Origin of the sequence: Microbacterium sp. 8M, from assembly GCF_902506375.1 — a bacterium.
In the GTDB taxonomy this organism is placed as follows: domain Bacteria; phylum Actinomycetota; class Actinomycetes; order Actinomycetales; family Microbacteriaceae; genus Microbacterium.
In genome coordinates this window covers 2,798,884-2,812,262 of sequence record NZ_LR733284.1, presented here as the reverse complement: position 1 = coordinate 2,812,262, position 13,379 = coordinate 2,798,884, and the positions used below count along the sequence as shown (strand labels likewise).

Annotated in this window: 13 protein-coding genes; 1 reads left to right on the top strand and 12 read right to left on the bottom strand. The window is 72.4% G+C overall.

Translation table 11 applies throughout. The features are described from left to right. Positions 1–14 precede the first annotated feature (14 nt). The 9 genes from AERO9AM_RS13390 to AERO9AM_RS13350 are packed head-to-tail and all read right to left on the bottom strand — an operon-like array spanning position 15 to position 8,487. A complete protein-coding gene (locus AERO9AM_RS13390) occupies positions 15–968 on the bottom strand; it encodes an NAD-dependent epimerase/dehydratase family protein (protein WP_159576585.1) in 954 nt (317 codons plus the stop codon). Next, entirely contained in the window at positions 965–2,269 is a 1,305-nt protein-coding gene (locus AERO9AM_RS13385) for a flavin-containing monooxygenase (RefSeq protein ID WP_159576584.1), read from the bottom strand. The genes AERO9AM_RS13390 and AERO9AM_RS13385 overlap by 4 nt, the downstream gene beginning before the upstream one ends. Before the next feature lie 49 nt (positions 2,270–2,318). Then, positions 2,319–2,936, bottom strand: coding sequence for a GNAT family N-acetyltransferase (locus AERO9AM_RS13380; RefSeq protein ID WP_159576583.1), 618 nt, complete (start codon positions 2,934–2,936; stop codon positions 2,319–2,321). Between the two features lie 50 nt (positions 2,937–2,986). Continuing rightward, the gene (locus tag AERO9AM_RS13375; protein ID WP_159576582.1) at positions 2,987–4,132 is read right to left on the bottom strand and encodes a mannitol-1-phosphate 5-dehydrogenase; all 1,146 of its coding nucleotides are present in this window, start codon (positions 4,130–4,132) and stop codon (positions 2,987–2,989) included. After that, on the bottom strand, positions 4,132–4,563 hold the full coding sequence (locus AERO9AM_RS13370) for a PTS sugar transporter subunit IIA (protein ID WP_159576581.1): 432 nt from the start codon (positions 4,561–4,563) through the stop codon (positions 4,132–4,134). Before AERO9AM_RS13370 ends, AERO9AM_RS13375 begins: the two co-directional genes overlap by 1 nt. A gap of 27 nt (positions 4,564–4,590) precedes the next feature. Beyond that, a complete protein-coding gene (locus tag AERO9AM_RS13365) occupies positions 4,591–6,201 on the bottom strand; it encodes a PTS mannitol transporter subunit IICB (protein ID WP_159576580.1) in 1,611 nt (536 codons plus the stop codon). A 53-nt stretch (positions 6,202–6,254) separates the two neighbouring features. Then, a complete protein-coding gene (ptsP, locus tag AERO9AM_RS13360) occupies positions 6,255–7,904 on the bottom strand; it encodes a phosphoenolpyruvate--protein phosphotransferase (protein WP_159576579.1) in 1,650 nt (549 codons plus the stop codon). After that, positions 7,904–8,185: an HPr family phosphocarrier protein gene (locus AERO9AM_RS13355; protein ID WP_159576578.1), complete on the bottom strand. Its 282-nt coding sequence runs from the start codon at positions 8,183–8,185 to the stop codon at positions 7,904–7,906. Before AERO9AM_RS13355 ends, ptsP begins: the two co-directional genes overlap by 1 nt. Continuing rightward, positions 8,182–8,487 carry a hypothetical protein gene (locus AERO9AM_RS13350; protein ID WP_159576577.1) on the bottom strand — a complete coding sequence of 102 codons (306 nt, stop codon included), beginning with the start codon at positions 8,485–8,487 and terminating at the stop codon, positions 8,182–8,184. The genes AERO9AM_RS13355 and AERO9AM_RS13350 overlap by 4 nt, the downstream gene beginning before the upstream one ends. Before the next feature lie 159 nt (positions 8,488–8,646). Between AERO9AM_RS13350 and AERO9AM_RS13345 the strand changes: the two genes are divergently transcribed. Next, on the top strand, positions 8,647–10,581 hold the full coding sequence (locus tag AERO9AM_RS13345) for a BglG family transcription antiterminator (protein ID WP_236602619.1): 1,935 nt from the start codon (positions 8,647–8,649) through the stop codon (positions 10,579–10,581). A gap of 12 nt (positions 10,582–10,593) precedes the next feature. Here the strand turns inward: AERO9AM_RS13345 and AERO9AM_RS13340 are convergent, their stop codons facing one another. Genes AERO9AM_RS13340 through AERO9AM_RS13330 form a run of 3 tightly spaced genes read right to left on the bottom strand, consistent with a single transcriptional unit; the run spans position 10,594 to position 13,369 of the window. Then, positions 10,594–10,848 carry an HPr family phosphocarrier protein gene (locus AERO9AM_RS13340; RefSeq protein WP_159576576.1) on the bottom strand — a complete coding sequence of 85 codons (255 nt, stop codon included), beginning with the start codon at positions 10,846–10,848 and terminating at the stop codon, positions 10,594–10,596. Positions 10,849–10,850: 2 nt separating this feature from the next. Continuing rightward, positions 10,851–12,542, bottom strand: coding sequence for a phospho-sugar mutase (locus AERO9AM_RS13335; protein ID WP_159576575.1), 1,692 nt, complete (start codon positions 12,540–12,542; stop codon positions 10,851–10,853). Next, positions 12,539–13,369, bottom strand: coding sequence for a purine-nucleoside phosphorylase (locus AERO9AM_RS13330; RefSeq protein WP_159576574.1), 831 nt, complete (start codon positions 13,367–13,369; stop codon positions 12,539–12,541). Before AERO9AM_RS13330 ends, AERO9AM_RS13335 begins: the two co-directional genes overlap by 4 nt. Between the last annotated feature and the right edge of the window lie 10 nt (positions 13,370–13,379).

Below are 13,379 nucleotides of genomic sequence, written 5' to 3'. Positions count from 1 at the left end.
GGGGGATGTGCCCGTCAGTCTCCGCGCACGACGTCCGGGTGGGTGCGGACGTACTCCTCGAACGCCTCCGCCGAGGTGAGCCGCGGCACGTAGCCGAACTCCTCCTTGAGGCGGGCGTTGCGCAGCACCGGACGGTACCGCAGGAAGCGGATCTTCTCCGGCCCGTGCTCGGTCAGCCGCAGCGCGCTGCCGATCGCCAGGGCCGTCGCGAGCAGCGGCGCCGGCAGGGTCAGCAGGGGCTTGCGCAGCCGGCGCGCGATTTCCGGCACGGTGAGGGCGCCGTCGCCCGCGACGTTGTAGATCCCGGGCGGGCCTTCGCCGACGGCGGCGCGCACCATGGCCCGGGCGACGTCGTCGACCCAGACGAACACGAACGGCGAGTCGGATCCGGCGATGCGCAGGATGCGCGGGGCGTCCCACAGCGCCGTGACCTGGTTGCGGACCGTCGGGCCCAGCACGGTGCCGATCCGGAACACGACCTGCTCCAGGCCCGGGTGCGTGGTGCGGGCGGCGGCGAGCAGTTCCTCGATCATGCGCTTGTGCCGCGAGTAGGGGAACTCGTCGTTGCCGCGCAGCGCGTCCGTCTCGTCGATCCAGACCGGGTTGTCGGCGTGGTAGCCGTACGCGGCGCCGGAGCTCGACACCACGAGGCGACGCACGCCGGCCTCCACGCAGGCGGCCACGACGTTCGAGGAGCCCTGCACGTCCACGCGGAACTCCGCCTGCACGTCGCGGCCGGGATTGACGATCGCGGCCAGGTGCACGACCGTGTCGATGCGGTGAAGCCGCAGCAGGTCGGGCAGGGCGAGCGGATCCGTGACATCCACCCGCACCGACGTGACCCCCGGCACCTCGGATTCGCGCAGATCGCCGCAGAGGACGACATCGACGTCGGGATGGTCGACCAGCAGACCGGTGACCCTGGCGCCGAGGAAGCCGGCGCCGCCGGTGACCAGGACGCGCCTCATCGCAGCGCCTCCTTCTCGACGCGCACCGCGCGCCGGTAGGCATCCTTGTTCACGTAGTACGACATCCGGGCGAGTCCGAGATAGTGGTACCCGCCGGTCAGGTCGGGCCACGGCTGGTCGCCGACCCGACGCCGGAACCGCGCGGCGCGGGCCGGATCCTGCTCCGTCGCGGCCACGTACGCCGCGATCAGCTCGGCCTGCTCGTAGCGGCCCTGCCAGCCGATGCCGCTGGCCTCGATCATCCCGCACACGAAGAGGCCGTTGAACGACGGCGGGAAGATGTTCAGGAAGAGCTGCGGTGCGGCACCGGTCCAGTTCAGGTGCTCGCGGTCGACGAACGGGTAGTCGAGCAGGTATCCGGTGGCGAGCAGCACCAGGTCGTAGTCGCCGCTGGACCCGTCGCGGAAATGCACGGTCGAGCCGTCGAACCGGTCGATGTCGGCGCGGATGCGCAGATCGCCCTGGCCGAGATGGTTCAGCACGAGCGTGTTCACGATCGGGTGCGACTCGTAGATGCGGTAGTCGGGCTTCGGGAACCCGAAGCGCACGGGGTCTCCGGTGAACGCCCGGAGCACCCGGGAGTCGATCGCCTGCTTGAGGCGCGCCGGCAGCGGCCTGCCCTGGTTGAGGGTGTCGCTCGGTCGGCCGAACAGGTAGCGCGGAACGAAGTAGTAGCCCCGGCGCACGCTCATCTCCACGCTCGCCGCGTGATGCACGGCGTCGACGGCGATGTCGCAGCCCGAATTGCCGGCACCGATGATGAGCACGCGGCGATCGGTGAGCTGCGCCGGATCCTTGTACCCGCTGGTGTGCAGGAGCTCGCTGGTGAACGTGCCGGGGAAGGCGGGGACGTTCGGCTCGGCGAGCGTGCCGTTGGCGAGGATCACGCCGTCGTAGCGCTCCGTCACGGCGCTGTCGCCGCCATCGCCGTCGCGCGCGGTGGCGTGCAGGATCCAGCCCTCGCCGTCGCGCTCCAGGCGGTCCACCCGGGTGCCGAAGCGGTAGCGCTCCCGCAAGCGGAACGCGTCGGCGTAGTCGTCGAAGTAGCGCTTGAGCAGCCGATGGCCGGGATAGTCGACGTCGGTGTCCATCGGGAACTCGGCGAACTCGGTCGTGGCGCGCGAGGAGATCAGGTGGGCCGACGCGTACACGGTGCTGCGGGGGTTCGTGATGTCCCAGAGTCCGCCGACCCCGTGCGAGGCCTCGAATCCCGTCGCCGCGATGCCCGCCTTCTGCAGCGCGCGCATGACCGCGAGGCCCGATGGGCCGGCGCCGATCACGGCATATGACCTCGTCGCCATGTTCTCCCCATCCGCGCGGTCCCGGGCCGCCGCGCGCAGTGCCCCGATCCTATCGGTCGGCTGAGAACGACGGGAGGAGCGACCTGCGCCGGTCGAGCCGGGCGTCGAGGCCGTTGCGCACCGCCGGCCACTCGTGGGGGAGGATCGAGTACACCACGGTGTCCCGCAGCGCGCCGTCGGGCCCGATGCGGTGGTTGCGAAGGATCCCGTCGAGCTTGGCGCCGAGCCGCTCGATCGCGGCGCGCGACTGACGGTTGTGGAAGTGCGTGCAGAACTGCACGCGGTTCGCTGCGCATGTCTCGAACGCGTGCGCGAGCAGCAGGCGCTTGGCGGACGGGTTCACCGCCGTGCCGTGCACCTCGGGCGACAGCCAGGTGTAGCCGATCTCGACGGCGCGGTTCGGCTGATCGATGTCGCAATAGGTCGTCATCCCGACCGCGCGACCGGTGTCGAGCGACACGATCGCGAACGGGTTCATGGATCCCTCCGCGTGCATCCGTCGGCGGCGTGCGATCTCCGCGGGCACGCCCTCGGCGGACGGGACGCTCGTGTACCAGCGATCCTCGAGCCCGGCGGTCGCGGCGGCGAGGTCCTCGGCGTGATCCGCGCTCAGCGGCTCCAGCCGGACGAAGTCGTTCTCGAGGGTGACCGGCGCGGCGAAGTCCATGCCACGAGCCTAGCCGCGCCGTGGGGTCGTCGCCGGTGTCGACCTTCGCACTACCGATCCTGATGCCGGGCGACCTCGTCGCGCACCGGGGCGTACAGCGGATGCGCGGCGTCGAGGCCGGTGACCTCGACGGTGAACGCGTCGGCGTCGAGGGCGCGCAGCAGCTCCTGCAGCCGCACCGACTCCTCGTCCTCTGGTGCGTCGAAGGACAACGCGGCACCGACCGCGGCGACCAGCGCCGACGTGCCGAGACCTCGTTCCGCGGCCATGGCCGCCGGGCCGATGAACCTCTCATGCCGCGACAGCTTGCGCAGCGGCTGCCGGCCCACCCGGCGCACGGTGTCCGGGAGCAGCGGGTTGCGGAACCGGTCCAGGATCTTCGCGCGGTACCGGGAGAGCTCCTCCGGATCCAGGCCGTGCACCGCGGACAGCACGTTCGACGTCTCCTCGAGCGCGGCCTCGACCGCCGCCGCGGTCGCCGGGTCCTGCAGCGCCTCGGCGATCGTGATCGCACCGGCGCGCTCGCCGAAGTAGGCGGTCGCGGCATGCCCCGTGTTCACGGTGAACAGCTTGCGCTCGATGTAGGGCGCGAGGTCGTCGACGAAGTGCGCACCCGGGATGTGCGGCGGACGGTCGCCGAACGGCCCGCTCTCGATCGCCCACTCGAAGTAGGGCTCCACCGTGACGTCGACGCCCTGACCCGGCGCCTGAGCCGGCACGATCCTGTCGACGGCGGTGTTCGCGAACACGGCACGCGCGAGGAGCGCCGAGTCGTCTCCCGCGGCGGCGGCGATCTCGGTGCGCAGCAGGTCGGTCGCGCCGATCGCGTTCTCGCAGGCCATGACCTGCAGCGGCGGCAGGTCGGGGTCGCGCAGTCGCAGCCCCGCCACGATGGTCGGCGCCACGAACCGCAGCACGGTCGGGCCGACCGCGGTCGTCACGACGTCGGCCGTGGCGACCGCGGCGGCCGCGGCTTCGGGGTCGGTGCGGCTGTCCACCGCGCGGTAGCCGGTGACGACGTGGTCGGCGCCTCCGGGACCCGCCTCGTGCACGGTGTACTCCGGCGCGGCGTTGATCGCGTTCACGAGGTCGGCAGCAACGTCCGAGAACACCAGGTCGTACCCGCCCTCGTGCAGCAGCAGGCCCACGAAGCCGCGCCCGATGTTGCCCGCGCCGAAGTGCACCGCGACGGGCATCAGCCGTTCACCCCCGCCAGCAGCTCGTACAGCTCCTCGGCGGAGCCGGCGGCGGCGAGGCGGGCGACCTCGTCCTCATCCGAGAACGTGATCGCGATCTGCGACAGGATCTCCAGGTGCTCGTCACCGCGGCCCGCGATGCCGATCACGAAGGTCACCGGGTCGCCCGCCCAGTCCACGCCGCCGTCGTAGCGCAGCACGCACAGCGCGGAGGCGAGGATCTCTCCCTTGGCCTCGTTCGTGCCGTGCGGGATGGCGAGCCCGTTGCCCATGAACGTGGAGACGGTCTGCTCGCGCTGCCTCATCGCGTCGAGATACGCGGGGGTCACCGCGCCTGCGGCCTGCAGGAGGCCGGCGGCCTCCTGCAGCGCCTCCTCCTGGGTGGCGGAGCCGGCGTGGATGCGGACGCGGTCGGGGGTCAGGATGCTCATCGTGGTGTTCCTCTCGTACCGGTCGGGTCAGGCTTCGCCGTCGTGCTGCTTGCGGACGAGCTCGACGACCTCGTCGTAGCGCGGCGAGTTCATGAAGTTGTCCACCGACACGTGCATCGCCTCGCCGTTGCGCGCGCGGGCGCGGTCGGTCAGCTGCTGCTGCGTGATGATCAGGTCCTCGCTGCCGTCCAGGTTCGCGATCGCCTTGTTGGTGACGTCGACGCCTTCGATCCCGGCCTTCTTGATCTTGTTCCGCAGCACGCTCGCACCCATCGCGGACGAGCCCATCCCGGCGTCGCAGGCGAAGACGATCTTGGAGATCTGCTTGTCGACGACGGCGCTGCCGGCGGTGGCGGGAGCGGCCTCGGCGCCCGCTTCGGCCGCGGTGCGCTCGCGCAGGCCGGACAGCGCCGAGGACGCCTTGCCCTTGTTGGCCTCGGTCTGAGCGATCGCCGCGGACAGGTCGCCGGCGCCCTCCGTGGCGAGGTCGCGCTTGCGCGTGCGGAGCAGGAACAGCGACGACAGCAGGAACGAGACCGTCGCAGCGAGCACGACCGACAGGATCACGCCCAGGTAGCTGTCGGAGGCGGTCGCGAGCAGTACCGCGATGATGCTGCCGGGTGCAGCCGGGAAGCGCAGGCCGCTGTGGAACAGCGCGTTCGTGGCGACACCGGTCATGCCGCCGCCGATCGCCGCGATGACCAGGATCGGCTTCATGAGCACGTACGGGAAGTAGATCTCGTGGATGCCGCCGAGGAACTGGATGATGATCGCCCCCGGCGCGCTCGCCTTCGCCGCGCCGACGCCGAAGAACGTGAACGCGAGCAGGATCCCGAGTCCGGGGCCGGGGTTCGCCTCGATGAGGAACAGGATCGACTTCCCGGTCTCGCTCGCCTGCTGGATGCCGAGCGGCGTGAACACGCCGTGGTTGATGGCGTTGTTCAGGAACAGGATCTTCGCGGGCTCGACGATGATCGACAGCAGCGGAAGCAGTCCGACAGAGACGAGCCAGGCCACGATGGTGCCGAGGAACCCGCTGACCGCGGAGATCAGCGGACCGAATCCGAAGAACCCGGCGATCGCGAGGAGCATGCCGAGGATACCGGCGGAGAAGTTGTTCACGAGCATCTCGAAGCCGGGGCGGATCTTGCCGTCCCACAGCCTGTCCATCTGCTTCGTGATCCACGCCGCCAGCGGGCCCATGATCATCGCGCCGAGGAACATCGGGATGGTGGTGCCGACGATCACGCCCATGGTGGCGATCGTGGCGACGACGCCGCCGCGCTCGCCGTAGACCATGCGTCCGCCGGTGTTCGCGATGAGCAGCGGCAGCAGATAGGTGATCATCGAGCCGACCAGACCCACGTACTGCGGGAACGTGGAGCCGTCCGGTGCCTTGGCGAGGGCCGTCATGGCATGCGTCCAGCCGATCTTGTCGGCGTTGCCGAAGCCGCCGAGCATGTCGGAGACCGGATGCCACCAGCCCAGCCAGCCCGCCGCGATGAACAGGGTGGTGATGAGGCCCCAGGCGATGAAGGCCGCGATGTTCGGCATGATCATGCCGGAGAGGAAGGTGCCGAACCTCTGCACCGCGACTCGGGCTGAGCGCGGGGAGGCGGTGGGTGACGTCGTCGTCATGATGTCATCGCTTTCTGTGTGGATTCGGGGGAGGGATCTGTCGGGAAGGGGGTTCAGCCGGCGCTCTGCGCCGCGGCGCGGGCGGAGTCGGCGTCGTCGGCGCCGAGAGCGGCGGCGGCGAGGCGCTGCGCGTCCTCGAGCGTGTGCTGGGCGAGTGCGCGACGCACATCGGCCAGCGCCGCCGGCGCCATCGAGAGCGAGCCGACGCCGAGGCCGGCGAGCACGACGGCGAGCAGGGGATCGGCCGCCGCCTCGCCGCACACCCCGACGGGCTTGCCGAGCGCGGCTCCGGCACGGCCGACCTCGGCGACCAGGCGGAGCACGGCCGGATGCCAGGGGTCCTGGAAGGACGCGACCGAACCGAGCAGCCGGTCGGCGGCCATCGTGTACTGGGTGAGGTCGTTCGTCCCGATGGAGGCGAAGTCCGCATGCGCGAGCAGTCGGTCGGCGAGGAGGGCGGAAGCCGGGACCTCCACCATGATGCCGGCCGTGCGCAGTCCGTACTCGCGGGCCAGGGCGGTGAAGTAGGCGGTCTCCTCGACGGTCGCGACCATCGGAGCCATCACCCACAGGTCTGCGTCGGTCTCGGCGTCCGCCTCGGCGAGGGCGGTCAGCTGCTCGCGGAGGATGTCCTCGCTGGCGCGGAGCGCGCGCAGGCCGCGCAGCCCGAGCGCAGGGTTCTCCTCGTGCGCGTCGTTGAGGAACGGCAGCGGCTTGTCCGCACCGGCGTCGAGCACGCGCACGACCACCTTGCGGCCGGGGAACGCGGAGAGCAGCTCCCGGTACGCGTCGCGCTGCGCGGCCACGGTGGGCGCCTGGGTGGCGGAGAGGAACAGGAACTCCGTGCGGAACAGCCCCACGCCCTCCGCACCGCGGGCCACGGCATCGGCGGCATCGCCGGGCTTGCCGAGGTTCGCGAGCAGCGCGATCGGCGTGCCGTCCGCGAGCGCGCCCGGCGTCGCCGGTGCGGTGTCGGCGGCGCGGCGGTCCGCGGCGCGGGTCAGGGCACGCTCGATCTCGTCTGCCGCGGGCTCCGTCGTGACGGTGCCCGCGGCGGCGTCCACGATCACGGTCTCGCCGTCGGTGACGGAGGCCGCCTCGGCGGCGCCGACGACGGCGACGATGCCCTTCTCCCGGGCGAGGATCGCGGTGTGCGAGGTCGGGCCGCCGTCCGTGGTGACCAGGGCGAGGACCTTCTCCAGGTCGAGCAGGGCGGTGTCAGCGGGGGCGAGGTCGCGGGCGACGAGCACGAACGGATGCTCGGAGTCGGGGACGCCGGGGGCGGCGACGCCGCGCAGCCGTGCGATCACGCGCTGGGCGATGTCGTCGAGGTCCGCCGCGCGCTCGCCGAGGTAGCCGCCGACGGCCTCCAGGGATGCGCGGAAGCCCGCGAACGCGTCGTGCACGGCCCACTCCGCGGTGGCCCCCGCGCCGATCCGCTCCTCGACCTCGTCGGCGAGAGTCGGATCCTCGGCGATCATCGCCTGCGCCTCGAGCACCTCGCGGGCGGCGCCGCCGGCGGCCTCCGCGCGGCGGTTCAGCTCGGCGGCGACGGCGGCGATCGCGTCCTGCACGCGGGAGCGCTCGGCGTCGGCGCCGACGGCGCTCGGGGTGTTCTCGGGCGCGGGAGGCGCTTCCGCCATGTGCCGGACGGGGCCCGTCGCCACGCCCTGGCCGATGCCGACGCCGCGCAGCACGGCCATCAGGCGGCGCCTTCGTCGTGGTCGGTGGACAGCAGTTCGGAGAGCCGGTCGAGGGCCGCCTCGGCGCTGTCGCCCTCTGCGGTCAGCGTCGCGTAGTCGCCCTGCTCGAGGCCGAGAGCGATGACGCCGAGGATGCTCGCGGCGTTCACCGCCTTGCCCGCGTCCTTGGCGATGGTCACGGGGATCCCGGTCTCCTTGGCAGCCTGGGCGAAGATCTTCGCCGGGCGGGCGTGCAGTCCGTGGGATGAGCCGATGCGGACGGTGCGGGTCTGCGCGGTCATGACGTTCCTTTCGGTGCGGAGACGGCGGCCGCCACGAACGTGTGGATGCGGCTGCCGTCGAGATCGGTGAAGGCGTCCTCTGGGAGCACCACGACGAGCGCGCGCGGCGCCCGCCGTCCGATGTCCTCCCGGAGCGCGGCGATGTGGGGGCCCAGCAGGACGACGTCGGCGAACGCGTCCACTCCGTCGGCCGGAGCCGCGGAGACGTCCCATTCGGAGCCGGCGGCGAGCGCGGCGCGCCGCAGCCGGGCCGCGACGAAGGTGCTGGATGCGCCGGCGCCGCAGATGACCTGGATCCTCATCGATTCGTTCCTCCGATGCTCATTCTTCGACGGCTGCCGCAGCGGCAGCCACCAGGAACTCTTCCGCCCGGGCGGAACACGCGTTCCGCGACCCGGGGGTCCGGATCCTGGCATCATGAGGGTGACCGTGCGGTGCGCGGGCGGGTGAAGGGACAACGGGTGTCGACTCGACGGCAGGACCGGCTGCTGAGCGTGCTGCTGCGCGAGGACGCGTGGATCACGGGCCCGCGGCTGGCCGATCTGCTGGGCGTGACGCCGCGCAGCGTCCGGGCGTACGTGACGGCGCTGAACGCGCGGGTGCCGGACGGGGAGGCCGTCGTCTCTGGTGCGGCGGGCTACCGTGCGGGCGCGTCGGCCCGGGCCGCCCTCGCCGCCAAGGCGGGTGCGGACTCGACGCCGCGGGCACGGCTGCACGGACTGGTCCGCTCCCTCCTGGACGACGAGGCCGGGATCAACGTCTTCGACACCGCGGATCGGCTGCACGTCAGCGAGGCCACACTCGAGGCGGATCTCGCCCGGGTGCGGTCGCTCCTCGACGGGACACGGCTGACCCTGGAGCGGGACAGGGACGTCGTGCGGCTGCGCGGCGCGGAGCGCGACCAGCGTCGGCTGCTGAGCAGGCTCGCGCACGACGAGATGGATGCCGCGGACTTCCCGGTGGATCCGTTCCGTCTCGCCCTCGCCGGCGGAACCATCCCGCCGGATGCGGTGGGCCCGTTCAAGGACGGGCTGGTCTCCGCGCTGGGCAGGCTGGGCTACTACGTCAACGAGCTCGCGATCGCCGACGTGCTGCTGCACATCGCGATCGCCGCGGACCGGGTCGCCGCCGGACGCGCCCTCGACGGGGCCGACCGCTCCCACGGCGCGGAATCCGGGAGCGCCGCGGATCCGGTGGCCGAGGCGATCCGCACCCTGGCGCGGGAGCAGCTCGGGGTGGAGCTCGGCGACGAGGATCTGGCGCACCTCGCCCGCCTCGTGCTGACGAGGATCGTGACACCGGGCGGCGCGGATCCCGCCGAGCTCGCGCGAGCGGGACTCGACGCGGAGGTCGAGGCGGCGGTGCGCGCCGAGGTGGTCCAGGCGTCGTCCGACTACCAGGTCGACCTCGTGGACGACGCGTTCATCCTGCGCCTCGCCCTGCACGTGCAGAACCTGCGCCGCCGCGCCCAGGAGGAGTCGCGCGCGCGGAACCCGCTGACCCGGTCGCTGAAGGCGGCGTACCCGATGATCTTCGAGGTCGCCGTCTCGGTGGTCAGCGGCCTGCAGGAGCGGCTGGGCCTCCGCGTGGACGACGACGAGATCGCGTACGTCGCGATGCACATCGGCGGACGCCTGGAGCGCAGCCGCCGGGCGGAGACGCTGCTGACGGCCACGATCGTCTGCCCCGGCTACTACGAGCTGCACGAGGTGCTCCGCTCCCGCGTGGACCACTCCCTCGGCCAGGGGATCGAGGTGGTCCGGGTGATCACCGCGATGGATCCGCGGGAGTCCGAGATCGACAGCGACCTGGTGCTCACGACCGTGCCGCTGCCGGCCGCAGCCGATCGGGCGGTGCTGATCCAGCCGTTCCTCACCGACGCCGACGTGGAGCGCGTGCAGCAGACGGCCGCCCGGCTGCGTCGTGCGCGACGGCTGGCCCGGCTCCGCGAGGAGCTGTCCCGCTACCTGTCGGAGGACGCCTTCGTGCACCCGCTGCCGGACGTCGGCGAGGAGGGGATCATCCGCCTGCTCGGCGGCCGCCTGGTGGAGGCGGGGCTCATCGGCGAGGACTACATCGAGAACACGATCCAGCGCGAGCGGCTCTCCTCGACGGCGTTCAGCGATGCGCTCGCCGTCCCGCACGCCCTGCAGATGACCGCCCGGCGCACTGCGATCGCCGTGGGCGTCGCGGCCGGTTCGGTCGCGTGGGGGAGCGGCCGGGTGCAGGTCGTCGCCCTGGCCGCGTTCAGCGAGCACGACCGCGAGGCGTTCCAGACGGTGTTCGAGCAGCTCGTCGAGGTCTTCGGCGAGGGCGAGAGCGTGCAGCGGATCGTGCGCCGGGGCACGACCTTCACCGGGTTCCTAGACGAGCTCGTCGCGGTCATCGACGGCTGAGCGGACGCGCGCTCAGCCGTCCAGCACCCCGGCGAGGGTCTCCAGCAGCCGCTCGGCTCCTGGTCCCTCGGCGGTGAGCACCACCTCGTCGCCCGGCACGAGCGCGAGATCCATCACCGCCAGCACGCTGCCGAGGTCCACGCTGCGCCCGCCCGCCGTCGTGAGCCCCACCGGGCCCTGATGCGCCAGGGAGAGCCGCACCAGCTCGGCGACGGGGCGCGCGTGCGCCCCGCCCTCGGCACGGATCACGACGGAGCGGGACGGCATCGTCAGCCCAGCCGAGCCAGCAGCTCGCGGATCGCCGCGTCGAGCTCCGCCACGGCGGCACGGGCCGCCTCGGCCGAGTCGGCGCGCGCGTCGAGGTACACCTTGAGCTTGGGCTCGGTGCCGCTCGGACGCACGATCACGCGGGAGCCGTCGGCGAGCCGGTACCGCAGCACGTCCCCCGCGGGGGCGCCGGAGTCGGCGGAGAGGAGGTCCTCGGACGCGGTGATCGCCCTGTCCCCGAACGCGGAGGGCGGATCCTGGCGGAGCGCTGCCATGATGCGGCCGATCACGGCGACATCGTCGACGCGGAGCGACACCTGGCCGCTGGCGAAGTGGCCCACCTCTGCGGCGACCTCGTCGAGCAGGTCCGCCAGCGTGGCCTCGCGCCCGCGGGCCTCCGCAGCGAGGCCGAGCAGGGCGACAGCTGCCGAGATGCCGTCCTTGTCCCGCACCGTGTCGGGGTTGACCAGGTAGCCCAGCGCCTCTTCGTAGCCGAACGCGATGCCGCGTGCCCGCGAGATCCACTTGAAGCCGGTGAGCGTCTCGTGGAAGTCCAGCCCGTAGCGCTCCGCCACCGCGCCGAGCGCCGGCGAGGAGACCAGGGAGCACGCCAGCGAGGTCCCGGGCGCCGCGGGGCCGTCGACCGTGGCCGCGCGCGCCGCGCGCCAGCCGAGCAGCAGGCCCACCTCGTTGCCGGTGAGCCGGCGCCAGCCGCCCTCGGCGCTCTCGTCGGGGATGCCGACGGCGAGCCGGTCCGCATCCGGGTCGTTCGCGATCACCAGTTCGGCCCCCAGGGTGCGGGCCTTCGCGAACGCGAGATCCATGGCCCCGGGCTCCTCCGGGTTCGGGAAGGAGACGGTGCGGAAGGTCGGATCCGGGTCGCGCTGCTCGCCGACGGTCCACGGCGCGGGGTAGCCGGCCTCGGCGATGATGCGGGAGAACGTCTCCCAGCCCACGCCGTGCATGGCGGTGTAGACCCAGCGCAGCCCTGCGGCGCCGACCGGGGCGGGGGCGACTGCGGCGGTCGCGGCGACGTACGCGTCGACGACCTCCTCGCCGGCGGTCTCGTACGCGTCGGAGCGGGGGATCGCCGGGACGTCCCCGCGGTCGGCGACGCGCTGGATGTGCGCGGCGATCTCGGCGTCGGCGGGGGAGACGATCTGCGACCCCTGATCGGCGCCGCCGAGGTAGACCTTGTACCCGTTGTCGTTGGGCGGGTTGTGGCTCGCGGTCACCATCACGCCGGCGTCGGCGCCGAGATGGCGCACGGCGAACGCGAGCACGGGCGTCGGGAGCAGGCGCGGCAGCAGGATCGCCCGCAGCCCCGCGCCGGCGAAGATCTCCGCGGAGTCCTTCGCGAACACCCGCGAGTTCCTGCGTCCGTCGTAGCCGATGACGACGGTGGGCGTTGTGCCGGCGGCTCTCTCGGTCAGGTACGCCGCGAAGCCGGCCGCGGCCTGCGCCACGAGCACGCGGTTCATCCGGTTCGACCCCGCCGCGAGCTCGCCCCGGAGCCCGGCCGTGCCGAACGCGAGGCGGGTGCGGAACCGGTCGTCGAGGTCGGCGAGCGCCGCTTCGTCGCCGGATCCGGCGAGCGTGATGAGCCCGGCGAGCTCGTCGCGGGTCTCCGGATCCGGATCCTGTCGCAGCCAGGCGCGGGCCTGCGTGAGCAGTGCCGCCTCCCGGCCGCTCACAGCGCCCCGATCACGCGGGCCAGCAGATCCGAGATGACCGGCTCGGCCTCTCGGCCCGCCTCGATCACCTCTTCGTGGCTGAGCGGCGTCTTCTGGATCCCGGCGGCGAGGTTGGTGATGAGCGAGAAGCCGAGGATCTCCATGCCGGCCTCGCGCGCGGCGATCGCCTCGAGCGCCGTGGACATGCCCACGATGTGGCCGCCGATGGCCTTCGCCATCTGCACCTCGGCGGGAGTCTCGTAGTGCGGTCCCCGGAACTGCGTGTACACGCCCTCGTCGAGCGTCGGGTCGATCGTGCGCGCGAGGTCGCGCAGGCGTGCGCTGTAGAGGTCGGTGAGATCGATGAAGGTGGCGCCCTCGAGCGGAGAGTCCGCGGTGAGGTTGATGTGGTCGCTGATCAGCACGGGCTGGCCCGGCTTCCACGTCTCGCGGATGCCGCCCGCGCCGTTGGTGAGCACCATGGTCTTCGCCCCCGTGGCCGCGGCGGTGCGCACGCTGTGCACGACCCGGCGCACGCCGTGGCCCTCGTAGTAGTGCGTGCGTGCGCCGATCACGAGCACGTTCTTCCCACCGGGCGTCACGATGCTGCGCAGCGTCCCGACGTGGCCCTCGAGCGCGGGCTTCGAGAAGCCGGTGACCTCCGTGGCGGGGATGGTCGCGACGGTCTCGCCGATGAGCTCCGCGGCCTTGCTCCAGCCGGAGCCGAGGGTGACGGCGATGTCGTGGTGATCGACGCCGGTCAGCCGGTGGATGTCCGCGGCCGCCTCTGCGGCGATCGCGAAGGGGTCGGCGTTCGGGTCGTCGAGGGGGTGGGTCTGATCAGCCATGAGAACGAGG